The sequence below is a fragment of the Nonomuraea sp. NPDC050404 genome (assembly GCF_040655495.1).
Taxonomy (GTDB): domain Bacteria; phylum Actinomycetota; class Actinomycetes; order Streptosporangiales; family Streptosporangiaceae; genus Nonomuraea.
Genome location: NZ_JBFAKB010000003.1, coordinates 207,175 through 229,297, shown reverse-complemented (window position 1 = coordinate 229,297; position 22,123 = coordinate 207,175). Strand labels below are relative to the sequence as shown.

General features: G+C 71.2%; 20 protein-coding genes and 1 tRNA gene. 12 read left to right on the top strand and 9 right to left on the bottom strand.

Annotation, left to right across the window (positions count from 1 at the left end; all coding sequences use genetic code 11):
- The first annotated feature begins 19 nt into the window (after positions 1-19).
- Positions 20-478 carry a hypothetical protein gene (locus AB0I81_RS09430; protein WP_360652703.1) on the top strand — a complete coding sequence of 153 codons (459 nt, stop codon included), beginning with the start codon at positions 20-22 and terminating at the stop codon, positions 476-478.
- 74 nt (positions 479-552) lie between these two features.
- Here AB0I81_RS09430 and AB0I81_RS09425 read toward each other — a convergent pair whose 3' ends face one another.
- From AB0I81_RS09425 to AB0I81_RS09415, 3 genes are all read right to left on the bottom strand, one after another.
- Entirely contained in the window at positions 553-1,281 is a 729-nt protein-coding gene (locus AB0I81_RS09425; protein WP_360652700.1) for an SDR family oxidoreductase, read from the bottom strand.
- Positions 1,282-1,341: 60 nt separating this feature from the next.
- Positions 1,342-1,683 carry a hypothetical protein gene (locus AB0I81_RS09420; RefSeq protein ID WP_360652697.1) on the bottom strand — a complete coding sequence of 114 codons (342 nt, stop codon included), beginning with the start codon at positions 1,681-1,683 and terminating at the stop codon, positions 1,342-1,344.
- A 90-nt stretch (positions 1,684-1,773) separates the two neighbouring features.
- Positions 1,774-3,033, bottom strand: a complete 1,260-nt coding sequence (locus tag AB0I81_RS09415) for a serine hydrolase domain-containing protein (RefSeq protein ID WP_360652694.1) — start codon at positions 3,031-3,033, stop codon at positions 1,774-1,776.
- A 330-nt stretch (positions 3,034-3,363) separates the two neighbouring features.
- Here AB0I81_RS09415 and AB0I81_RS09410 point away from each other — a divergent pair, with 330 nt between their 5' ends.
- On the top strand, positions 3,364-3,492 hold the full coding sequence (locus AB0I81_RS09410; RefSeq protein ID WP_360652691.1) for a helix-turn-helix domain-containing protein: 129 nt from the start codon (positions 3,364-3,366) through the stop codon (positions 3,490-3,492).
- 823 nt (positions 3,493-4,315) lie between these two features.
- Here the strand turns inward: AB0I81_RS09410 and AB0I81_RS09405 are convergent.
- The 3 genes from AB0I81_RS09405 to AB0I81_RS09395 form a co-directional block, all read right to left on the bottom strand.
- Positions 4,316-4,391 (bottom strand) — tRNA-Ala (locus AB0I81_RS09405).
- A gap of 15 nt (positions 4,392-4,406) precedes the next feature.
- Entirely contained in the window at positions 4,407-5,135 is a 729-nt protein-coding gene (locus AB0I81_RS09400) for an HAD family hydrolase (protein ID WP_360652688.1), read from the bottom strand.
- Between the two features lie 15 nt (positions 5,136-5,150).
- Positions 5,151-5,270 (bottom strand): DLW-39 family protein, encoded by a 120-nt coding sequence (locus tag AB0I81_RS09395; RefSeq protein WP_020542320.1) that lies wholly within the window; start codon positions 5,268-5,270, stop codon positions 5,151-5,153.
- A gap of 839 nt (positions 5,271-6,109) precedes the next feature.
- Between AB0I81_RS09395 and AB0I81_RS09390 the strand changes: the two genes are divergently transcribed.
- Genes AB0I81_RS09390 through AB0I81_RS09380 form a run of 3 tightly spaced genes read left to right on the top strand, consistent with a single transcriptional unit; the run spans position 6,110 to position 9,524 of the window.
- Positions 6,110-6,322, top strand: coding sequence for a cation transporter (locus AB0I81_RS09390; protein WP_360652684.1), 213 nt, complete (start codon positions 6,110-6,112; stop codon positions 6,320-6,322).
- Positions 6,319-7,272 (top strand): hypothetical protein, encoded by a 954-nt coding sequence (locus AB0I81_RS09385; RefSeq protein ID WP_360652681.1) that lies wholly within the window; start codon positions 6,319-6,321, stop codon positions 7,270-7,272. The genes AB0I81_RS09390 and AB0I81_RS09385 overlap by 4 nt, the downstream gene beginning before the upstream one ends.
- A gap of 26 nt (positions 7,273-7,298) precedes the next feature.
- Entirely contained in the window at positions 7,299-9,524 is a 2,226-nt protein-coding gene (locus AB0I81_RS09380; protein ID WP_360652678.1) for a heavy metal translocating P-type ATPase, read from the top strand.
- On the opposite strand, the gene AB0I81_RS09375 is transcribed toward AB0I81_RS09380, so the two are convergent.
- Entirely contained in the window at positions 9,517-10,728 is a 1,212-nt protein-coding gene (locus AB0I81_RS09375) for an MFS transporter (RefSeq protein ID WP_360652675.1), read from the bottom strand. The genes AB0I81_RS09380 and AB0I81_RS09375 overlap by 8 nt on opposite strands.
- A 67-nt stretch (positions 10,729-10,795) precedes the next feature.
- On the opposite strand from AB0I81_RS09375, the gene AB0I81_RS09370 reads away from it, so the two are divergent.
- A complete protein-coding gene (locus AB0I81_RS09370) occupies positions 10,796-12,193 on the top strand; it encodes a PLP-dependent aminotransferase family protein (protein WP_360652672.1) in 1,398 nt (465 codons plus the stop codon).
- On the opposite strand, the gene AB0I81_RS09365 is transcribed toward AB0I81_RS09370, so the two are convergent.
- Positions 12,149-12,667: a universal stress protein gene (locus AB0I81_RS09365; RefSeq protein ID WP_360652669.1), complete on the bottom strand. Its 519-nt coding sequence runs from the start codon at positions 12,665-12,667 to the stop codon at positions 12,149-12,151. The two genes, AB0I81_RS09370 and AB0I81_RS09365, sit on opposite strands and share 45 nt — an antisense overlap.
- Positions 12,668-12,775: 108 nt before the next feature.
- Here AB0I81_RS09365 and AB0I81_RS09360 point away from each other — a divergent pair, with 108 nt between their 5' ends.
- The 3 genes from AB0I81_RS09360 to AB0I81_RS09350 are packed head-to-tail and all read left to right on the top strand — an operon-like array spanning position 12,776 to position 18,903.
- Positions 12,776-16,060: a BTAD domain-containing putative transcriptional regulator gene (locus tag AB0I81_RS09360; protein ID WP_360652666.1), complete on the top strand. Its 3,285-nt coding sequence runs from the start codon at positions 12,776-12,778 to the stop codon at positions 16,058-16,060.
- Positions 16,061-16,108: 48 nt separating this feature from the next.
- Positions 16,109-16,270 (top strand): hypothetical protein, encoded by a 162-nt coding sequence (locus AB0I81_RS09355; protein WP_360652663.1) that lies wholly within the window; start codon positions 16,109-16,111, stop codon positions 16,268-16,270.
- Positions 16,271-16,320: 50 nt separating this feature from the next.
- The gene (locus AB0I81_RS09350) at positions 16,321-18,903 is read left to right on the top strand and encodes a LuxR C-terminal-related transcriptional regulator (RefSeq protein ID WP_360652660.1); all 2,583 of its coding nucleotides are present in this window, start codon (positions 16,321-16,323) and stop codon (positions 18,901-18,903) included.
- A 36-nt stretch (positions 18,904-18,939) separates the two neighbouring features.
- Here AB0I81_RS09350 and AB0I81_RS09345 read toward each other — a convergent pair whose 3' ends face one another.
- Positions 18,940-19,659: a hypothetical protein gene (locus AB0I81_RS09345; RefSeq protein WP_360652657.1), complete on the bottom strand. Its 720-nt coding sequence runs from the start codon at positions 19,657-19,659 to the stop codon at positions 18,940-18,942.
- A 108-nt stretch (positions 19,660-19,767) separates the two neighbouring features.
- On the opposite strand from AB0I81_RS09345, the gene AB0I81_RS09340 reads away from it, so the two are divergent.
- From AB0I81_RS09340 to AB0I81_RS09330, 3 genes are all read left to right on the top strand, one after another.
- Entirely contained in the window at positions 19,768-20,304 is a 537-nt protein-coding gene (locus AB0I81_RS09340; RefSeq protein WP_360652654.1) for an MFS transporter, read from the top strand.
- A 97-nt stretch (positions 20,305-20,401) separates the two neighbouring features.
- Positions 20,402-20,920 carry a copper chaperone PCu(A)C gene (locus tag AB0I81_RS09335; protein ID WP_360652651.1) on the top strand — a complete coding sequence of 173 codons (519 nt, stop codon included), beginning with the start codon at positions 20,402-20,404 and terminating at the stop codon, positions 20,918-20,920.
- Positions 20,917-22,074 carry a Dyp-type peroxidase gene (locus tag AB0I81_RS09330; protein WP_360652648.1) on the top strand — a complete coding sequence of 386 codons (1,158 nt, stop codon included), beginning with the start codon at positions 20,917-20,919 and terminating at the stop codon, positions 22,072-22,074. Before AB0I81_RS09335 ends, AB0I81_RS09330 begins: the two co-directional genes overlap by 4 nt.
- Positions 22,075-22,123: the final 49 nt, after the last annotated feature.

Sequence of the window (22,123 nt, the reverse complement as noted above, 5' to 3'; positions counted from 1 at the left end):
CGAAGCAGATGCTTGGGGTGTGGATTCGAGCGACGCGAGTGTTTCACCCGCTGACGAGCGGCGGCCCGCCGAGCGGGTAATCGCCGCCGGGCTCGCCGGCATCATCCTGCCCTTCCTCCAGCTCGCCTGGCTGCTGCTGGTCGCCGCCTTGTACGATGACTCGCGCTGCGGCCACCTCGGCTGTGTCGGCCTGCTGGTCGAGGCGTGGACCGTGGGCAACTGGGCGTCGGTCGTGCTCGCATGGCCGCTGCTGCACCTCCTTCGGGTACGCCCGGCGTGGTTGGTCGCCGTGCTGGCCCCCTTCTTCCTGGTGCCGATCTGGAAGCTGGCCGACATACCGATCAACATGATCGCCGGGTTGTTCGCCTACCCACTGGCCGCCCTGGTGAGCACACCGCGCCTGTCGTGGCGACGGCGCGGCCTGGTTCTGGCCTCCTTCCTGCTGGTCTGCACCTTCCTCGCGCTTTCTTCCGGATAGCCGTCCGAGTGCCTCCGGCGTGCGAATCGCCCCGGGAACCGACGTCGGCCTTTGGCGGAGTACGCGAGGCGCGCTCAGACCTGTTCGAAATGGAATGCCTTGATGAAGCAGTCACGGGGCTGAGTGACAGCAAAGAGGATGCACTCCACGAGCGATTGTGCGGTGAGGGCATCCTTGGCCTCCCGCGGCGTGGACGTCCACTCCTCAGAAAGAGGGTCGGCGTTGTCGAAGTCAGGCGGATAGAGCGAGATCACCCGGACTCCCTGGGGCCGCAGCCGCTTGGAGAGAATCTCGGTGAACCCGGCTTGGGCACTCTTGGCCGCATAGAAGGCGTCGTGCGCGTCCGAGCGGTGATGACCGGCCGCACCGCAGGCGGAGACCATCGTCACCACATCCGGCTTATCCGAGTTGAGCAGGAGCGGGAGGAAGTTCTTCACAGTCAGCACCGTGCCCATTGCGCCGGATGCGATGGTGTCCACGACATCGGCATCAGAGGCTGACTGGAGATCCGGCCCTTCAAGATAACGCGAGCCGTTGTTGATCAGAATGTCGACGCGGTCGGTGCGCTGGGTGACACCGGACGCGAACTCACGAATCGAGGCGGGGTCCGTCAGGTCGCAAGCACAGGCGTGGACCTGCCGGTGGCCTCGGTCGCGGATCTCATCGCGTACTCGCTCAGCGGCAGCGAGGCTACGTGCGGACAGAAAGACCTCCGCGCCGAGGTCCGCAAGCTGGATGGCCAGAGTCCGCCCGAAGTCACGGCCGGCAGCAGTGATGACCACCCGATAGCCGTCGAATCTCATGATTTCGCTCCTTGTTTCGTGGACCGGACCCAATGTGCTTGGCTTCCACCTCCGGGGCCATCAGCACCGGCTTGCCGAGTTCGTTCCCGATCGCCCGCAGGAATTCGCAGAGTGTGTCGTCTCCTTCTTGCCATGCAATTCACGAAGGTCCACGTCGAAGTCGACTTCGATCTCCGACACGAACCGGAAGATCGCGAGCACGCCCGGAGCAGGCCGGACTCGCAGCGACACCGTCTCAGCCTCGGGTGGACGCGCGAGCACCTCGGCGGCTGGGGGCAGCGGCGGTACCGCGTCGCCTTGCGAGTACTGCCACCGCCATTCACGCGCTCTGACCAGTTCCAAGACGGTCTGCCAGTCCTCGACGGTGGCATCCGGGACGGAGAGGTCCGGCAATGCTCCCATCAATTCGGGATCGAAAAATCGCCCCGGCCCGGGCCTCTTTCTTCGGGCCGGGCCGGGCCGTGGCCGCGCGTCAACCGCCACTGCCGGGTATCAGCCGCCACTTTCTGATGCAGCCCCGGTGATGGCCTGCATCTGCCGTCCAATGATCTCCTGCAGCGATATGTCGTCGTAGTTGCTGAGGACGACGCCGACCCACCCGCTGTCAGGGTAGATGCTCCAGTGGCTGCAGCTGCCGGGGTGGACGCCGCTGCGCGCGAGCACCCACTGGCCTTCGACGATGTGGGCCGTCGGCCCGTAGGTGCTGAACCCCGGGGAGCCTCGGAAGTTGGGAGCCTTGACCGAGGTGAACACGTCGGCCCAGGCCGGGTCGAGCACGGTGCCGTCGTACAACGCGTTCGCGAACCTGACCAGGTCCGGTGCGGTGACGAACCCGCCGTCCGGGACGAAGTTGCGGGCATTGTTCTGGCCCGCCATGCCCGGGCTCGGGCTGTCCTTGTCCAGGTTGCGGACCGCGTCCACCCGGTTGCCGTCGGCCTGTCTCATGTACGAGTGCGCGATGTGCTCGTCGGCCAGCCACTGCGGTCTGGTGTAGTACGCCGAGCCGGTCATGCCGCAGTGCCCGAAGATGTGCTTGTGCACGTAGTCCCAGAACGTCATGCCGGTCACCGCCTCGACGATCTGCACGGTGACATCCGCACCCCAGCCGGGTTTGTTCGAACCCGCGCCGGGAGCGGCGACCAGCTTCGCCTGCCGGGTGTATTGCCGGTAATACTCGTGCTGCTCCTCCTTGCTGTGGAAGATGCGCTGGTAGTCATGCTCCGGAAAGGACAATCCGGAGGTGCCCATGAGCAGGTGATGGATGCGTACCTGCTCAGCGATCTCCTTGGCGAAACCGGTCAGGTAGGTGCCCACCGTGTCCCACAGCTTCACCTTGCCCCGCTGCGCCAACTGCACGATGGACAGGCTGACGAACGGCCCGCCGTAGAGGTTGAACGCGACATCTTCGTGGTTACGGATCCCCTTCTCCTTGTCGGCCATGCCGTAGCTGCGCGACAGCACCGTCCGGCCCCGGTACGACAGCAGCACCACTCCGGAGAACTTGTCCTGTGCGGCCAGCTCCGCCACGAACCGGTCGTAGGCCCCGCCAGGCAGGGTGTCCGGCGGTATCCGATCCGGCCCGGACGGCTCAGACTCCAGCCCGGACGGCTCAGACTTCGGCTCGGACGCGGCGGCGGAGGCGAGCCCGGTGCCTGGCAGCGGCGTGCCGACCGCCATCACACCGGCGGCCAGCCCGCCCCACCCGAGCAACAACCGCCGCCGCTCGACACCACGTACGGAATCCGACTCCATGTCAACGCCCTCCCCGCGCGAGGCAGGAGGCGAGCGTTCGTTGCGGAACGCGATGGTCCCGCGCGCTGTTGGTCATGGCTGCGATAGTTCGTCACGAATGTCACCGGCCCGCGCGCGTGATGTCACCGTTTCTCGACAGCCCTTGACCTCGACCGGGATCCGCGACAGTGAGTGCCGGCCACAGCGCCGCGGATTGCGGCTCAGACCGGGTCGGGAACTGGCGCGTTGGTTTCTCCTGGTGCGAGGCCCCCGAGTCCATTGCGGCCCATACGGTCCAGAAACTTGTATTGTGCGGGCGTGCCCCGACCTCGTGAGTTCGATGAAGATCGCGTGATTCTCGCCATCCGTGACGAGTTCTGGGACAAGGGTTACGCGGCGACATCGATGGACGACCTGCTGCGTGTGAGCGGGCTGGGCAAAGGCAGCCTCTACTCCCATCACTCGCCACCGCTTGGTTAGCGAACCAGTGGCACGCCCGTCGCCCGCGGGTCCGTCACGCGACCATCGCCGTCCAGCTCGCCATCCCCTTGCTCGACTCACCCACTTTCTGATCGAAGGCACCCTTAGTTGGGTACTCACAGCACCCTGGGCCGCGCTCATCGTGGCTCTGCTCCTGCTTCCTCCAGCAAGAACATGGTTCGCCCCCACGCTCCAAGCCTCGCGCACCCCGTCACAGCCAGCACCACCCGCCGCCACCTGACAGTTCACTAGATCGACGCGGGACGGTGATCGATGGCGCCGATGATGTCACTCACCGCCTTACCGGGGCTACATGCCTTTCCCGATGTGCCAGTCGGCATGGGCGCTCCGGCAACGCGGTCGAGGCCACGCAATTGGGCTCGCGAGATGCTTGCTTCTCAGCCCAGGGCATCCACAGACACGGCAGTCGTACACCAGGAATGCGTCTCTTGAGACGGCCTTCGCATGTCACCGCCCGGTCGCTGGCCGTGACGATATTGCCGACGCCTATGAAACGGCGCCCTGTCCGAGGCGCAGCGGGAGTCTGGGTGGCATTCGCCAGTCCGCTCGGTAACAGGGGATGGGGTGGGAGACCGGGGCGCCGTAGGCGCGCGGGGGTGCGCCGAAGGCGCCTGACGGGGGGCGCCTGAGCTCTCCTTGCGCGAAGCGCCCCATGGGAAGACCTTTTCGCGCGCCGAAGGCGTGCCCATAGAAGAACAGCCCGAGCCGGAGGGGAGGACCCTTCGGGGTGGGCATCAGCCAGCCCACCGTGTCATTGGGCAACGGGTGGGTGAGCTCATGCCCACCTACCCGGTGCTTTCGATGGTGGAGCCTAGGAGATTCGAACTCCTGACTTCCTGCTTGCAAAGCAGGCGCTCTGCCAACTGAGCTAAGGCCCCTTCGACGAAGATAGCTTACCGGGCGGAGGAAGCTACCTGCGTCGTGCCGAGGTCGTCGCTCAGGATCAGGTTCGGGAAGTCGGCGATCGAGTCCAGGATGTGGGTTGCGCCGCCCTTCAGGAGGCGTTCTCGGCTGTGGACTCCTGTCATCACGCCTGCGACGATCGACGCGCCTGCTCGTCTGCCGCAGAGCATGTCGCTTTCCGAGTCGCCGATGACGGCTACCTGGCGTACGTCGGACACGCCCGATCGGAGTACGGCGTGCAGGACCATGTCGGGCCAGGGGCGGCCGCGGCCGCCGGCGTCTTCGGGGGAGATGGCCAGGTCGATCTTGTCGTGCCAGCCCAGGACGCTCAGGATGCGGCCCAGGGTGGCGCGGCTGAAGCCGGTGATCAAGGCCAGCTTGATGCCGGTGCCGCGGAGTTTGTCGAGGACTTCCAGGACTCCGGGCACGGGTGTGAGACCTGCCCGGTCCAACGCGCCCTCGTAGGAGCGTTCGAACGTCAGGTTCGCCGCCTGGGCCTGGGCCTCGTTGCCGGGGAAGATCCCACGGAAGACATCGATCTTGGGACAGCCCCGGGACCGGTGTACGTGAACCATGGCTCGCGCGTACGCTCCGGTCCCGGGCACTATGCCCTGGGTCGCGATCGCCTCGGCGAAGGCGCGCTCGACCATGGCGATGTCACCGACTGTGGTGCCTGCCAGGTCCAGGCACGCCAGCTTGATGGGGACGACGTCACTCATCGCCTCGCCGGTCGGTTAGTTCTCGCTGCCGGTCGCCTCGGTCCAAAGATCGAGCTCTGCGCGGTCGGCCTGCACCTTACGCCAGATCAGCAACCCCCCAAGGGCGATCAGCGCCAGAACGAGCAGCTTCTTCACGGTGTGACCCCACTTCTTCGACGGTCTCACCTGCCGGGGTGAGACCCAACGGTTGGACAGCAGCCTAGCAAGGGATGGCTGCGGCCCCTGTGTTGCGCACGGACCAGATGTGTGGAATGTGCGAGGGACAGGCGTTCAGCCCCTGGTGGGGGCGCTATGCCCGTCCCTTCTTGGACAACATCCCAACAACATCCCGACAACAACTGTTCCGGGCGCCCCATCTGGGACAACAGCTCGATCATGCCAAATATCCAGCCTGGGTGCGCGGATCAAGTGGATTGGAAGAGCGTTGGGAGAGCCTTTTGGATGGCAGTGATCGGCCAAGGTCTTGACATACCCCTAAGGGGTATATTAACTTCCCCCTCATCGCCACATACCCCCTGGGGGTAGTAGCGAGTGAGGGTTGCGGATGCGGCGTAGGTGAGTGCGAGGTTGCGATGCAGTGGTGCAGCAGTACAGCTGGGTGTAGGTCTGCGGCGTGCGTGAGAGCGCCTCACGCACGGCGACGGCGCGCCTACTGTGAAGTACACCCGGAGACACGCCGCTGGAGGGCTCGGCAGCCAAGGCAGGGCAACTAAAGGGCGGCGCTGAAGGGCTGACGGCTGGGTGCCGGCTGGCAAGTGCCGCACGTCAGGTCGGGGTTCGTGAGATGGGGATGTTGGTGCCGTTTCCGTGGGGGACGGCACACGCGGCTCGTCGCACACGCCGCCGTGCCCGAACCATCCGTATCTGAAGGGGAAAGGGTCGTCTGAATGTCGGCGAACCTCTTAATACCCTAGGGGGGTACGGTGTTAGACTCGGAACTAAGACTACGGACACAGATGTATGAGGAGACAGCGATGAGCACCACCACTTTCACCGTGCACGGTATGACCTGCGGCCACTGCGTGAGCTCGGTCAAGGAGGAGGTCAGCGAGGTCGCCGGTGTCACGAACGTCGAGGTTGACCTGGGTACCGGCCTGCTGACCGTGAACAGTGAGGGCCCCGTTGACCGCGCGGAGATCGCCGCCGCGGTCGAAGAGGCCGGATATGAAATGGCGGATAAGTCGTGAACACAGCCGCCAAACTCGGCTCGTACGCCCTGGGCCTGGCCGTCGTCTTCGGCGGCGCCCTGGGCGTGGGCAACCTTGTGGGACCGGAACCGGCGGCCGGCACCGCGACGACGGCCGCCGGCAAAGGCCACGCCAAAGGCAATGCCGGCGACGAGGGCCATGCAGGTGACGAAGGGCATGCCGCCGAGTCAGAGCAGCCAACGCAGAGCGATACCCCCGGGGGGCTCCAAGTGTCCCAGAATGGCTACACGCTGAACCCGATCACCTCGATCACGACCGGCGTACCCACCGACTTCAAGTTCACCGTAATAGGCCCCGACGGCAAGCCGGTCACCAACTACCAGGTCGAACACGACAAGAAGATGCACTTCATCGTGGCCTCCCGCGATTTGACCAGCTTCCAGCACGTCCACCCCGAGCTGACGCAAGATGGCACCTGGTCGGTCAAGCTGACGCTGCCAAAGGCGGGCGCGTACCGGGGATTCGCCGACTTCGTCCCGACGGACGGCGAGAAGATCACGCTCGGCGCGGACCTGCAGGCCGCGGGCGACTACCGCCCCGAGCCGCTGCCCCACGTCAGCCGTACGGCGGCGGTCGACGACTACACGGTCAACCTCGCCGGCGACCTGGTGCCCGGCAGAGCCGGCAAGCTCACGCTCACGGTCAGCAAGGACGGCGAGCCGGTCACCGACCTGGAGCCGTACCTCGGCGCGTACGGCCACCTCGTCGCCCTCCGCGCCGGCGACCTCGCCTACCTGCACGTGCACCCGGAGGAGAGCGAGCAGGCGGGCCCCGAGGTCACGTTCTACGCGCAGGCGCCCAGCCGCGGCGACTACCGCCTGTTCCTCGACTTCAAGCACGAGGGCAAGGTCCGTACGGCGAGCTTCACCGCCACGGCCACCCTGTCGGACGGGCACGCCCCCTCCGCCACCCACGACCACAGCCACTGAACCGGAACGCGTAGAAAGGAGAGGTGATGTCTCCCACAACCGGAGCCACAGATGACAGAGCCGTCGAACTCTCGATCGGCGGCATGACCTGCGCATCCTGCGCGAACCGCATCGAACGCAAGCTGAACAAGCTGGACGGCGTGACGGCCACGGTCAATTACGCGACGGAGAAGGCGAAGGTCACCTTTCCCGAAGGCGTGGACCCGCAGCGGTTGGTCAGTGAGGTGGAGAAGGCCGGGTACACGGCCGAGCTACCCGCAGCTGCGACCCAACCGCAGGAGGAGGAGCGGGATGAGTTGCAGCCGTTGCGGCAGCGGTTGATCGCTTCGGTGGTGTTGTCGGCGCCGGTGGTGGCGATGGCGATGATCCCGGCGTTGCAGTTTGCGAATTGGCAGTGGTTGTCGCTCACGCTGGCCGCCCCGGTGGTGGCCTACGCCGGCTGGCCGTTCCACAAGGCCGCCTGGACGAACCTGCGGCACGGTGCGGCGACCATGGACACGCTGATCTCGGTGGGCACGCTGGCCGCGCTGGGCTGGTCGGTGTGGGCGTTGTTCTTCGGTACGGCCGGTACGCCGGGGATGACGCATCCGTTCGCGTTCACCATCGAGCGCAGTGACGGCTCCGGCAACATCTACCTGGAGACGGCGGCCGCGGTGACCGCGTTCATCCTGGCCGGCCGGTATTTCGAGGGGCGTTCCAAGCGGCGCGCCGGGGCGGCGCTGCGGGCGTTGCTGGAGCTGGGCGCCAAGGACGTGGAGCTGGCCGATGGCCGGCGCGTCCCGGTCGAGCGGCTCAAGAGCGGCGACCGGTTCGTCGTGCGGCCCGGGGAGAAGATCGCCACCGATGGGGTGGTCGAGGAGGGTTCCTCGGCGGTGGATGCCTCGATGCTGACGGGTGAGTTGGTGCCGGTGGAGGTGCGGCCGGGCGATGCGGTGACCGGGGCGACGGTGAACGCGGGCGGCCGGCTGGTGGTCCGGGCCACCCGGGTCGGCGCGGACACACAGCTGGCCCAGATGGCCCGGCTGGTGGAGGAGGCGCAGACCGGTAAGGCGCGGGTGCAGCGGCTGGCCGATCGTATCTCCGGGGTTTTCGTGCCGATGGTGATCGCGTTGGCGGTGGGCACGCTGGGCTACTGGCTGGGGACGGGTGAGGGGGCGGGGGCGGTGTTCACGGCGGCGGTGGCGGTGCTGATCATCGCCTGCCCGTGCGCGCTGGGCCTGGCCACGCCGACCGCGTTGCTGGTCGGCACCGGTCGCGGCGCGCAGCTCGGCATCTTGATCAAGGGTCCCGAGGTGCTGGAGTCGACCCGCAGGATCGACACGGTGGTGCTGGACAAGACCGGCACGGTGACCGAGGGCAGGATGACGCTCACGGCGGTGCACCTGGCCGAGGGGGAGCGCCGTGCGGAGGTGTTGCGGCTGGCGGGCGCGCTGGAGCACGCCTCGGAGCATCCGATCGCCCGGGCCATCGCCGAGGCAGCCAGAAGCGAGGCGGTCGGGAGCGAGGCCGTGGTGGAGGACTTCGCGAACGTCGAGGGGCTCGGTGTGCAGGGCGTCGTGGACGGGCACGCGGTGCTGGTCGGCCGTCCCCGGCTGCTGGCGGAGTGGTCGCAGCAGCTGCCCGCCGATCTTGCGCGGGAACTGGCGGAGGAGCAGGCCAGGGGCCGTACCGCGGTGGCGGTGGGCTGGGACGGGCAGGCCCGCGCGGTGCTGGTGGTGGCCGACGTGGTCAAGCCCACCAGCAGGGAGGCCATCGCACGCCTCAGGGCGCAGGGGCTGACCCCGGTGCTGCTGACCGGTGACAACGAGGCCGTGGCCGGGACGGTGGCGGCCGAGGTGGGCATCGATGAGGTGATCGCGGAGGTGTTGCCGGCCGGGAAGGTGGAGGTGGTCAGGCGGCTGCAGTCCGAGGGCAAGGTGGTGGCGATGGTGGGCGACGGGGTCAACGACGCCGCCGCACTCGCCCAGGCCGACCTGGGGCTGGCCATGGGCACCGGCACCGACGCGGCGATCCAGGCCAGCGACCTGACCCTGACCCGGGGTGACCTGCGGGTGGCGGCCGACGCGATCCGGTTGTCCCGCCGCACGCTGAAGACGATCAAGGGGAACCTGTTCTGGGCCTTCGCCTACAACGTGGCCGCGCTGCCGCTGGCCGCGATGGGCCTGCTCAACCCGATGATCGCGGGCGCGGCAATGGCGTTCTCCAGCGTCTTCGTGGTGAGCAACAGCCTGCGACTGCGTCGCTTCAAGTAACCGGAACGGACCGAGGACGGTCGGCGCGATCAAAGCGCCGGCCGTTCTCGCGCGTGGCAGCAGCCCACCGGACGGCCGGGGCCATCGCCGCGCCGGCCACCACGAACGCCGCCCCCACCAGCAACCACCCCGCCGTCCCCCCACCGAGCACCACCGTGGTCAGCACGACCGGCCCGACCATCCTGGCCACGGCGACACCGGTGCCGAAGAACGCCTGGTACTGCCCCTGCCGATCATCGGGAGCGAGCCCGAACCCGATCTCCCAGGCCCCCGCCGCCAGCAACATCTCCCCGACCACCTGCAGCACCGCCGCCACGAGCAGGAACGCCCACCCGTACGGACTGAGCGCGAACACCGCGCACGCCGCGAGCATCAGCAGCCCCGCCCTGCGCACGGCGGCGGAGGCGTCCCGCATCCCCTTGACCGGCCTGGCCACCCGCACCTGGAAGAGCACCACGGCACCGGTGTTGATCAGCAGCAGCACCGAGACCATCCAGGTGGGCGCGCTGGTACGGGAGGCGATCCACAACGGCACCACCACGCTGAGCAGCGGCATGTAGAACAACATCACGGCGTTGAGCAGCGCGACGAGCGCGTAGGGCCGGTCCCGCAGCACGACGAGCCGGGGTCCCGACGGCGCCGGCACGGGCCGTACGGCAGGCAGCCTGAGCAGCAGCGCGGCGGCGATCAGGAAGGCCAAGACGTCGAGCGCGAACACCGCCAGATACCCCTCGCGGGTCCCGACGTGCAGCGCGAGCCCGCCCAGCGCGGCCCCGCCCGCCAGGCCGCCGTTGAGCGTGGCCTGCAGATGGGCACGTACGACCGTCCGCTCGGCGGGCGGCACCAGGGCGGCGAGCAGCGCCTGGCGGGCGGCCGACAGCCCGGTCTGCGCGGTGCCGTACAGGCAGGCGGCCAGGGCGAACATCGCGAACGACGACACGAACAGGAACGCGGCGACCGCCGTGGCGGTGGTGAGCGCGAGCAGGACGGCCACGCCGCGCGGCCCGCGACGGTCGGCCAGGTGACCGAGCGGCACGCCGGCCACCGAGCCGACCGCCCAGCCCAGGGTGAGGCCGAAACCGATCTCGGTGGCCGACAGGCCGACGATCCCGGAGAAGTAGAACACGGACGTGACGAGGTAGACGCCGTCCCCCAGAGAACCGGCCAGTTGCGCTTGTGCCAGGGTGCGCCGATGAGTGCTCATAGGCACATCTTGGAGCCGTACTTGTCCCGAGATAAGCTCCAATTTCCGGCAAGATGATTGGGCCAAGATGGACGTGCACATCAGCCTCGACGGCCGCCGTGACCTGGCCGCACAGGTCTACCGGCAACTGCTCGACGCGGTGCTCGACGGCCGGCTCAGATCGGGCGAACGTCTGCCGCCGACCAGAGAGCTGGCCCGCCGGCTGGAGATCTCCAGGAACACGGTCGCGCTCGCCTACGACCGCCTGGTCGCCGACGGGTTCCTCACGGGCCGGGCGGGCGCGGGCACGTTCGTCTCCGCCGAACCGGTCAGGGGCAGGACCGCACCAAAGGGCGTCATTCGCCCGCGCGCCGTCTGGGAGGACATGAAAACCCCGGAAAGGCTGCAACCCACCCGGTACGACTTCCGCGTCGGCGTCCCCGACGCCCGCCTGTTCCCCATGCAGACCTGGCGCCGCCTGGTGGCCCGCGAACTGCGCGCGAACGTGGCCGGCTACGGCGACCCGGCCGGGCACGAACCCCTGCGCGAGGCCATCTCCCGGCATATCGGCCTGAGCCGTTCGGTCCAGGCGGGCGCCGGCGACGTGTTGATCACCGGCGGCGCCCAGCAGGCGCTCGACCTCATCGGCCGCGTGCTGATCGAGCCGAACGCCGTCGTTGCAGTCGAGGAGCCCGGCTACCCGCCGGCCCGCCTGCTGTTCCGCACGCTCGGCGCCCGGGTCGTCGGCGTGCCGGTGGACGGCGAGGGCATCGACGTCAGCGCCCTGCCCGGCGAGGCCCGCATCGTGTACGTCACCCCGTCGCACCAGTTCCCCCTGGGCACGCCCATGTCGCTGACCCGCCGCACCGCCCTGCTGGCCTGGGCCGAACGCCGCAGGGCCGTGGTGATCGAGGACGACTACGACAGCGAGTTCCGCTTCGGCGAGCGCCCGCTCGAACCCCTGCAGAGCCTCGACCGCGCCGGCCGCGTCATCTACGTCGGCTCCTTCTCCAAGACGCTGCTCCCCATGCTCAGGCTCGGCTTCCTGGTCGCCCCGGCCTCGCTCGCGCCCGCGCTGCGCGCGGCCAGGCAACTGTCCGACTGGCACGGCGAGGTGCCCACCCAGGCCGCGCTGGCCCGCTTCATCGACGAGGGCCTGCTGGCCAGGCACATCAGAAAGGCGACCCGCGAGTACGCCGCCAGGCACGCGATGATCGCCGAGGCGCTGGCCGGCGACGAACGCCTGCGCCCGGTCCCGTCCACGGCGGGCCTGCACCTGTGCGCCCGCCTGGCCCCCGGCGTGTCGGTACGTCCCACGCCCGGCCTGGCGGTCGAAGCCCTGGAGGCGTACTGCGGCCAGGCCCCTGCCCAGCACGGCCTGGTCCTGGGCTACGGCGCGATCGGCACGGACGCCATCCCCGAGGGGCTGCGCCTGCTGCGCTCACGGATGTCGGCGGGTCCAGAAGCGGCGACTTCGCTCACCTGACAACTCCGGGTCGTCGGGCGGCGACGGCTGCTGCACGATGACGACCGTCGTACGAGCGTGCCGCGCGCAGTACATGCTGGTCGAGGGCAGGAAGATGCGGCTGATCAGGCCGCGCCGCCCCCGTCCGAGCACGAGCAGGTCGCCTTCGCGCGCCAGGTCCACGAGGTGGTAGCCGGGATCGCCGACCCGGCCGACCACGAAGGTCCGCAGGTCCTCGGGCACGCCGCCCGCCACGTCCTCGAACACGCTCGCGATCACCTCGGCGCAGCGCGCCTCCTCGCCCAGCCTCACCGCGTGCTGCACGGGCAGCGCCTCGGGAAAGGGGTGGACGGGCGCGCGGCTCACATGTACGGCCACGAGTGCCATCCGGTGCAGCCTGGCCGCCCCGATGGCCCAGGCCAGCGCCCAGCGCGCGGCCGGAGACTCGTCCACTCCCACGATCAGCCGCGCACCGCCGGGCAGTTCCTGATCCACGGTGCCTCCTGTCGAAGTACGACCATAGTGCGCCCACCGGCTGGTTACCGGGAGGTGGCAATTTGCGAACTCTGGAGTCCCTTCCCGAGCCGGGCGTAGCATGCGGGAGTGGAACGAGGGTGGGTACGACCCCGTCCCGCCCTCGACCGGCGACTCGACGGGGCGCTGGCGCACAGGCTCACCTGTCTCGTCGCCACCGCGGGCTACGGCAAGTCCCTCGCGCTGGCCGGCTGGGGCCGCGAGGTGGGCGCGGCGCTGCACCGGCTCGGACCCGCCGACCGCGACCTGCCCACATTCGCGGGAGCGGTGGCCGCGGCGGTGAACGCGGCTCTGACCAGCGAACTGCCGGCCGATCTGGTGGCGGCGGCGGGCGCGCCGCTCGGACCGGACGCCGACGAGCCGTCCAGGGCCGCGGCGCTGGCGGGCGCGCTGGCCGAGGCGCTGGCCGTACGGCTGCGGCGTGGGCTGGTCCTGATCCTCGACGGCATCGACGCCATCGCGGGCGCGCCGGGGCCCGTACGGTATGTGGAGACGCTGGTCCGTGCCGCGCCCCGGCATCTGCACCTGGTGACGGCCTCGCGCGCGCCGCTGCCGTTCCCGACCGCGCGGCTGCGTCAGGACCACGACGTGCTCGAACTCGACGCCACCGACCTCGCGCTCAGCCCCGGCGAGACCGCCGCCTGGGCGCGCGCCCTGCTGGGCGAGCCGGGCGCGGCCATCGCCACCGAGCTGCACCGGGCCTGCGGCGGGTGGCCGGCGGCGGTGCAGGCGGCGCTGGACGCGCTGGCCCGCGAGAGCCCGGCGGCCTGGCGCGGCACCGTGGCGGGTCTGACCGCGAACTCGGCCACGCTGGAACGCCTCACGCTGGCCGCGTTCGAGGACCTGCCCGCCGCCATGCGCGAGTTGTTGCGTGCCGCCACCGTCCTGCCGGTGCTGAACTCCGGCCTGGCCGCCGCGCTGGGCGCCTCCCCCGACACGCTGACCGCGCTGACCGGCCGCGGCGTGTTCCTCGAAGCAACCCACGAAGAACCGGCCCGCGACGAACTGGCCCGCAGAGGACCGGCTCACGAAGGACCGGCCCGCAAAGGGCGGGCTCAGAAAGCTGATGGCGGTCACCGGCTGACCTCGGCGGCCGGGCACATGCTGGCCAGGCACGCGCCCCTGGACCGCCACGAAGCCCACGACGTGGCCGCCGTGGCCGCCCGCTGGTACGTCGAGCACGACCGCCCCGAGCTGGCCCTGCGCGCGGCCGTCGCCACCGGCCACGCCGCCCTGGCCGCTGCGCTCCTCGACGCCCACGGCCCGCGCCTGGCGGAGCGCGGCGACGTACCGGCCGCGCTGGAACTGCTCCCGGAACCAGCCAGGCGCGCTCCCCCGATGCTCAGGCTGGCCGGCATCGCCGAGCAGAACCGCGGCCGCTGGACCAGGGCCCGCGAACTGCTCGCGCAGGCCGCCGAGAGCCCCGCGTTCGACGCCCACGTGGCCAGGCGGCTGGCCTTCATCGACCACATGCGCGGCGACCTCGACCAGGCCCTGGCCATGTACGAGCGGGGCCACGCCCACGGCCTGCCGCCCGCCGACGCCTCGATGTGCGCCGCCTCCATGGCCTCGGTCCACTGGCTGAAGGGCGACAGGACGGCCTGCGCCGACCTGGCGGACCGGGCACTGGAGCTGGCCAGGAGCCTGGGCGACCCGGCGGCCCTGGCCATGGCGAACACGGTGCTGGCCATGCTGGCCGCCCTCGACGGCGACCGCCGCGCCAACGACGCGTACTACGGGCGCGCCCTGGCCTACGCCGAGCGGTCCGGCGACCTGGTGCAGCTCATCCGCATCCACGCCAACCGCGCCTCCCGCCACCTGGACGAGGCCGCCTACGCCGAGGCCCTGGCCGAGACGGAGATCGCCGGCCGGCTGTCGGACCTGGTGTCCTTCGCCCCCTTCGCCGCCCTGAACGTGGCCAACCGCGCCAGGGCCCTGATCGGCCTGGGCCGCCTGGAGGAGGCCGCCGCCGAGGCGGCCGACGCGGCGGCCAGGTGGGAGGCGATGGGCTCCAGGCTGACCGGCGCGGGACGCAACCGGCTGGCCGCCGTGCACGCGTTGCGCGGCGACCGGGTCACGGCCGCCGCGCTGTACCGGCGGGTGATCGCGGAGTCGGAGCCGTCGGGCGAGGTGCAGGCGCTGTCCCAGGCGCTCAACGGGCTCGCGGAACTGCTCGCCGACGACGACCCCGAGGAGGCCACCCGGGTGGCGGCCAGGGCGATGGCGTACGCGAAGGGCATCGCCGGGGTGAGCGCCATGGTCGTGGCCGCCCGCGTGGCGCTGGCCTCGGGACGGCCGCGGGACGCGGAGGCCCTGCTGGAGCAGGCCGAGCCCGCCGCGGTGGAGCGCAGGGACCACGCCGCGCACGCCGCCGTCTTCGAGCTGCGGGCCTGGTCGCGCGACGACGCCGCCCTCGCCGACGAGGCGGTGCGCAGGTGGGAGGCGCTCGGCGACCCGATCGGGCGGGCCAGGGCCGAGCTGGTCAGGGCCGCCCTGGCCGACCCGGCGACCGGCGCGGACCTGGCCACGGCGGTGGGCGGGCGCATGCACGCGATCGGCTGCCGGGCGCTCGACGACCGGATCGACGCGCTGGTGGCCAGGGCCGCTCCCCCGCGCGCGGCGAAGGTGACCGTCGAGACCCTGGGCACCTTCCGGGTGTTGCGCGGCTCCGTGCCCGTCCCGCGTACGGCCTGGCAGTCGCGCAAGGCCCGCGACCTGCTGAAGATCCTCATCAGCCGCCGGGGGAGCACGATCGGCAGGGAACGGCTGGTCGAGATCCTCTGGCCGGAGCAGGAGGACGGGGCGGTCGGGCTGCGGCGGCTGAACGTCATGGTCTCCACGCTGCGCGCCGTGCTCGACCCGGAGCACGAGTGGCCGCCTGGCGAGTTCGTGGTCTCCGACGAGGGCGCGTTGCGGCTGGAGCCGGCCAATGTCGAGGTCGACGTGGAACGGTTCCTCGATCTGGTGGCGCTGGCCGTACGGCTCGATCAGGCCGGCAGGCACGCGGAGGCGCTGACGCGGTGGGCGGCGGCCGAGAACGCCTACGGCGGCGAGTTCTGCGAGGAGGACCCGTACGCGGACTGGGCGGTCGGGCTGCGCGAGCAGGCCAGGCTGGCGTACGTGCAGGCGGCGGCCAGGCTCGCCACCGCACGCGAGGCCGAGCGCCGCCACGACGAGGCCGCCCGGTACTGGTTGCGGCTGCTGGAGCGCGACCGTTACGACGAGCGCGCCCATCTGGGCCTGGTACGGGTTCTGGACCTGGCGGGGCGCAGGGGCGATGCCCGCAGGCGCTACCGGCTCTACGCGGAGCTGATGCGCGAACTGTCCGTCGAGCCCGCGCCGTATCCGACCTGAGGGCCCGACCTGAACCAGACCTGAACCCTGCGGAGAGATCGTGCTCGGATGAGAACGGTCATCGTCCGGCTGGTCGAGCCCGAGCAGTCCGGCGGCCAGCTCCGCGGGCTGCTCGAAGAGGTGGGGGGCGAGCCGGTGCCGTTCAGCGGCACGGACGCCGTCGTGGATCTGCTGCTGACCGCCGCCGGGCTGAAGCGCGACCCGGCCTGAACCTGCCGCGAACCTCGCCGCGCACGATGGGTGACGAGAGGGGAGGCACGATGAGCGAGCAGGGGAGCTGTTGGCCGTTCGTCGGGCGAGGGGGGCCGCTCGCCGCGGTGCGGGAGTCACTGCGGTCGGGGGCCGGCATGATGATCGCCGGTGCGGCAGGGGTCGGCAAGAGCAGGCTGGCGGCGCAGGCGCTGACCGGATCGACGGGGTACGCGGTGGTGCGCGCGCAGGGCACGGCCACCTCCTCGATGATCCCGTTCGGCGCGTTCGCGCACGTGCTGACGGGGCCGCCGCGCAGCGGCGAGAACCTGTTGCGCTGGGCCGCGCGCCACCTCCTGGCCAGGGCGCGCGACCGCGGGCTGCTGGTGAGCGTGGACGACGCGCACCGGCTCGACCCCGCCTCGGCGGCGCTGGCGCACTACCTGGCCGAGAGCGGGCAGGCGCGGCTGCTGGTGACGGTCAGGTCGGGGGAGCCGCAGCCGGAGCCGGTGATCGCGTTATGGAAGGACGAGTTGTTGCGGCGGATCGAGCTGCCGCCGCTGACCGTGGCGGAGGTCGGGCAGGTGCTCGCGGGGGCGCTGGGCGGGGAGGTGGCGGCGGAGACCGTACGGCATCTGGCGGGGGTCAGCGAGGGGAACGTGTTGTACCTGCGCGAGGTCGTGCACGCGGGACGCGCCTCCGGCTGCCTGACCGAGCGGGACGGCGTGTGGCGCTGGCGCGGCGAGCTGTCGGTGACGACCCGGCTGCGCGAGCTGGTGGGCGACCGGATCGGCCATCTCGACCAGGCGGAACGCGAGGTGCTTGAGCTGGTGGCGTTCGGCGAGCCGCTGGGCGCTGACCTGCTGGCGGCGCTGACCTCACCGCAGGCGGTCGAGCGCGTCGAGTCGCGCGGCCTGGTCGTGACGGCGGGCGAGGGCAGGCGCGACGAGCTGCGGCTCGGACATCCGCTCTACGGCGAGGTGGTCCGCGGCGACTGCGGCACGCTGCGCGGACGGCGGCGGCTGCGCACGCTGGCCGAGGCGCTGGAGGCCACCGGACTGCGGCGGCGCGAGGACGAGCTGCGCGCGGCCGTGTGGCGGCTGGACAGCGGCTCGGTCACCGATCCCGCGATGCTGACCTCCGCGGCCAAGCTGGCCTGGGGCCGGCAGGATCCCCGGCTGGCCGCGCGGCTGGCCAGGGCCGCCATCGACGCCGGGGCGGGCGTGGCGGCGGTGGCGGTGCTCGGCGAGGTGCTCATGGTGCTGGGCGACGCCGGCTCCGCGGTGACCGAACTGCGGCGCGCGGCCGGGGACGCGGTGACCGAGAGCGAGCGGGCGCAGCACGCCTACAGCCTGGGGGTGAACCTGGCCTGGGCGGGCGCGGACGCCGAGGCGTGCCATGTGCTCGACGAGGCGGTCGCGACGCTGACCGATCCGGCCTGGCGGCAGGAGGCCCACGTCTACCGCGCGGTGACCGACTGTTTCGCCGGACGGCTGAGCGGGGCGGCTCGGGCGCTGGCGATGGCCAGGGCGTGCGAGCCGGGTACCGAGCGGGGCCTGGTGCACGGGGCGTCGCTGGAGGCGTGGGTGGCGGCGTACTCGGGCCGTACGGAACAGGCCCTGGCGCTGGCCGAGCGGACGATGACGACCGTCGGGGACTGGCGGGAGGAGGCTCCGCACGCGCTGCCCACGTTCCTGGACGCGCTCTGCGCCGCGCAGGCGTACTCCGGGCGGCTGACGGAGGCGGCGCGGACCGCCGAGCTCGGCATGGAGCTGCCCGCCGCCGAGTTGTCGGTGGCCGGGTTCGGGGCCTACCGGGCGATGGTGGCCAGGTTGCGGGGCGACGCCGTGCAAGCCGTGCGCTGGTGCAGGGAGGACATGGCCAGGCTGCCCGCGGGCGAGCCGTACCTGGGGCGGGTGGTGGCCGAGCACGCGCACGCGCTGGCGCTGCTGGGGCGGCTGGAGGAGGCCGGGGAGTCGCTGGCCGAGGCCGAGTCGTTGGCGGGCAGGTGGGCCTTCACCAGGCAGCACGTGCTGCACGCGGCGGTCTGGGTCGCGGCGACCGGGGGCGACCTGGGCGAGGCCGTGCGGTTGTGCCTGCTGGCGGCCGAGCACGCGGAGCGGCACGAGCTCCGCGGCGGCCTGATGGTCGCACTGCATGATCTGGTACGGCTCGGCGCGCCCGACGCGGGGCGGCTGTGCGCGCTGGCCGGGCAGATGGAGGGCCCGCTGGTGGCGCTGCTGGCCCGGCACGCCGGGGCGCTGGGGGATCCGGAGGAGTTGCGGGCGGTGGCGGGCGAGTTCGAGCGGCTCGGCATGTTGTTGTACGCGGCCGAGGCCACCGCACAGGAGGCCGCCGCGTACCGCGACGCCGGGCGGGGGAGCCTGGCCAGGGGGGCGGGGACGCGGGCGTGCGTGCTGGCCAAGCTCTGCCCCGGGCTGTCCACGCCCGCGCTGGTCGAGTTGGTCACGCCTGAGCTCACGCCGCGGCAGCGGGAGATTCTGCAGCTCGCCGCCGCCGGGTTGACGAACAGGGAGATCGCCGACCGGCTGGCGCTGTCCAGGCGGACGGCGGCCAACCATTTGCAGGCCGCCTACGACAAGCTCGGCGTGAACGACCGCACCCAGGTGGGCCGCCTGCTCGCGGTGTTGTAGGCGTACCAGTACACCTACAGCACCAATCGCGCAGGGTCAGACGCGTTTGAGCAGGCCGTCGTACAGGGTCTCCCGCTCCTGGGCGGTCAGGGTGCGGTACGGCGCGGCGGCCCGCAGGTTCGTCTCCGCCTCGATGGCGGCGCGCAGGGGCCCGTCGGTCAGGCCGACGATGCCGGCCGCCGACAGGCCCGCCGCCTGCCAGGCCGCGGCGTGGGCGTCGGCGCGGTGGTAGCGGACGGCGGCCAGGCGGTTGAACAGCAGCAGCCCGGGACCCGCCCACTCCGGCTCGTACGGCGGCGCGACCAGCTCCAGCGCCCCGCCCGGCAGCCGCTCGGCCGCGTCGAGCACCCGGCCCGTCAGCTCGGCCAGGACCGGCAGGTCGTCGCCCGCCCAGACGCGGTCGGTCGCGGTGGCGTGCAGGTCGTACAGCCGGTGGACGAAGGTCAGGCCCTTGGCCGACAGGCGCAGCGTTCCGTCGGCGTCCTCGGTCAGGGTGCCTTGGCTCAGGTGATCCCGGAGGTCGGGCTCGTGGTCGGCGGCGTCGCCGTACCGGTGGATGACGGCCAGGTTCCGGCGGGTCAGGGGGCGCAGCGGGAGGGTGCCGCGCAGGTCGGACAGGAGGCCGGGGGTCAGGCCCGAGGTGGTGGTCAGCTCGGCCACGTCTCTGGCGGCCGAGGCGTGCACGTTGACGGTGGCCGCGCCGATGACGGGGGCGATCGCCGCCGCATACTCCGACAAGTCATGGAATTTCGGCATCAGCGTTGATTATGGGGTTTCACGCTCCCGTCTTGGCACGGTTTCACGTGAAGCGGGAATGCCGGGATTGGCGTCCGGAGCGGGCGGGTGGCGTGGAATGCTAGGCGCATGGCGCTGCCGTTCCGTCTCGCTCGCACCGCGGTGTTCGCCGTGGTGTGCCTGGGGCTGGGCGTTGCGGCGCACCTGGTCGGCGGGGCGTCGGTCCCGGCTCCGGCCATGGTGGCGGCGTTGGGGCTGGCGTTCGCGGGGGCGTACCCGCTGGCGGGACGCGAGCGGTCGCTCGCGGTGATCCTGCCGCTGCTGGCCGGGCTGCAGGTGGTCCTGCACCTGCTGTTCTCGCTCTCGCACACCGCCTCGCCACAGGCGCTGGCCATCCACCTGCACTCGGGGCTGGTGCCGGGCCTGGGCATGCTGGTCGCCCATGGCTGGGCGGTCGGGCTGACCGCGCTGTGGCTGGCGCGGGGCGAGGCCGCGTTGTGGGCGCTGCTGCGCCGGCTGGCCGTGCGGCTGCTGGTCATCTGGCTGCCGCTGCACACCACGCCTTTCTCCACACCCCTGTGCACGACCGGGCCGCGCGTACTGCGCTCGGCCGTGCTGCGGCACGTCGTCAGCGGGAGGGGTCCGCCGCGGGCCGTCACCGCCTGAGCCCCTCTCGGGTCAGGCACGACGTTTTCCCTCTTCAGACGACCCCCGCCGCCCGGCAGGGTCTGCTTCGGCATGCCGGGTGGAGAAAGGCCTCACCATGTTCTCTCGTCATGCCCTCATGCTCGCCGCCACCGGGGTGGCGCTCCTGACCGCCTGCGGCTCCCCCGCGCCGGCCCCCGCCGCACCCAGCGCCGCCCCCGCGGCGGCCACCGCGTCCGTGGCGAAACTGACCATCACCGATCCCTGGGTGAAGACCACCAAGTCGGGGATGACCGCCGCGTTCGGAACGCTGGTCAACAACGGCGACGCGCCGATCACGATCGTGTCCGGCACCTCGCCCCTGTCCAAGGCCATCGAGCTGCACGAGGTGGTCGAGTCCGGCGGCAAGATGGTCATGCGGGCCAAGGAGGGCGGGTTCGTCGTGCCCGCTCGCGGCACCCACCAGCTCCAGCCCGGCGGTGATCACATCATGCTGATGGACGTCACCGAAGCGGTGGAGCCGGGTGCCAAGATCTCGTTCACGCTCCAGGTCCAGGGCGGGCAGCCGCTGGAGTTCACCGCCATCGGCAAGGACTTCGCCGGCGGCAAGGAGGACTACCAGCCGGGGCACAAGTGATCAGCCGCCGAGGGCTGATCACCGGGGGCGCCGCCACCGCGGCCGGCGCCCTCGCGCGCATCGACTCCCAGCAAAACGCAGAGGTAGGCGCGCAGGTAGACGCCCAGGCGAGCGCACAGGTGGGCGCCCAGGCGAGTGCACAGGTGGAGCCGTTCTACGGTGTGCACCAGGCGGGCGTGGCCACGGCGCCGCAGGCCAACGCGGCGTTCCTCGGCTTCGACCTGCGTAAGGACCTCGACAGGGAGGCGATCGTCCGGCTGCTGCAGTTGCTCACCGACGACGCGGCCCGCCTCAGCCAGGGGCGGCCCGCGCTGGCCGACACCGAGCCGGAACTGGCCGCGAACCCGGCCAGGCTCACGTTCACGTTCGGTTTCGGGCAGGGGTTGTTCGAGCGGGCCGGGGTGGATTCGCCGGTGCAGGAGTTGCCCGCGTTCGCCACGGACCGGCTGCGGAAGCAGTGGAGCGGGGGTGACCTGCTCGTCCAGGTGCGCGCGGACGACGCCGTGACGGTCGCGCACGCCGTACGGATGATCGTGAAGGACGCGCGGTCGTTCGCCCGCGTGCGGTGGACGCAGCGTGGTTTCCGCAGCGCCAACCGGCGCAACCTGATGGGCCAGATCGAGGGCACGGTCAACGCCACCGACCTGGACAGGGCCGTGTGGATCGGTCAGGGCCCGCTGCGCGGCGGGACCACGCTGGTGCTGCGCAGGATGCGGATGTTGCTGGAGACCTGGGACGCCGCCGACCGGGTGGCCAGGGAGTTCACGATCGGGCGGCGGCTCGGCAGCGGGGCTCCGCTCACGGGTACGGCCGAAACCGACGCGCCGGACTACGCCCGCGAGAACCGACTCGGTTTCCCGGTCATCTCCGAGTTCGCGCACATCCGGCGGGCTCACGTGGCCGATCCGGCGCTGCGCCTGCTGCGGCGGCCCTACAACTACGACGAGGGTCTCACCCCGGAGGGCGAGTCGGACTCGGGGCTGCTGTTCGCCTCCTTCCAGGCGGACATCGCCCGGCAGTTCGTCCCCGTGCAGCGCATGCTGGCCGAGGGCGACCTGCTCAACGAGTGGGTCACCGCGGTCGGGTCGGCCGTCTTCGCGATCCCGCCCGGTTGCGCACCCGGCGGCTGGATCGGGGAGAGCCTGCTGTCCTGATCATTCGGGGGGATCGTACGGCGCTCAGCCGTACGATCCTCCCGAAGCC

Bases quoted from the DNA above. Each gene is read 5' to 3' on its own strand.
- AB0I81_RS09425 (WP_360652700.1), bottom strand. From the start codon at position 1,281: ATGAGATTCGACGGCTATCGGGTGGTCATCACTGCTGCCGGCCGTGAC.
- AB0I81_RS09420 (WP_360652697.1), bottom strand. From the start codon at position 1,683: ATGGGAGCATTGCCGGACCTCTCCGTCCCGGATGCCACCGTCGAGGAC.
- AB0I81_RS09415 (WP_360652694.1), bottom strand. From the start codon at position 3,033: ATGGAGTCGGATTCCGTACGTGGTGTCGAGCGGCGGCGGTTGTTGCTC.
- AB0I81_RS09400 (WP_360652688.1), bottom strand. From the start codon at position 5,135: ATGAGTGACGTCGTCCCCATCAAGCTGGCGTGCCTGGACCTGGCAGGC.
- AB0I81_RS09390 (WP_360652684.1), top strand. From the start codon at position 6,110: ATGAGCACCACCACTTTCACCGTGCACGGTATGACCTGCGGCCACTGC.
- AB0I81_RS09380 (WP_360652678.1), top strand. From the start codon at position 7,299: ATGTCTCCCACAACCGGAGCCACAGATGACAGAGCCGTCGAACTCTCG.
- AB0I81_RS09375 (WP_360652675.1), bottom strand. From the start codon at position 10,728: ATGAGCACTCATCGGCGCACCCTGGCACAAGCGCAACTGGCCGGTTCT.
- AB0I81_RS09370 (WP_360652672.1), top strand. From the start codon at position 10,796: ATGGACGTGCACATCAGCCTCGACGGCCGCCGTGACCTGGCCGCACAG.
- AB0I81_RS09355 (WP_360652663.1), top strand. From the start codon at position 16,109: ATGAGAACGGTCATCGTCCGGCTGGTCGAGCCCGAGCAGTCCGGCGGC.
- AB0I81_RS09350 (WP_360652660.1), top strand. From the start codon at position 16,321: ATGAGCGAGCAGGGGAGCTGTTGGCCGTTCGTCGGGCGAGGGGGGCCG.
- AB0I81_RS09345 (WP_360652657.1), bottom strand. From the start codon at position 19,659: ATGCCGAAATTCCATGACTTGTCGGAGTATGCGGCGGCGATCGCCCCC.
- AB0I81_RS09340 (WP_360652654.1), top strand. From the start codon at position 19,768: ATGGCGCTGCCGTTCCGTCTCGCTCGCACCGCGGTGTTCGCCGTGGTG.
- AB0I81_RS09335 (WP_360652651.1), top strand. From the start codon at position 20,402: ATGTTCTCTCGTCATGCCCTCATGCTCGCCGCCACCGGGGTGGCGCTC.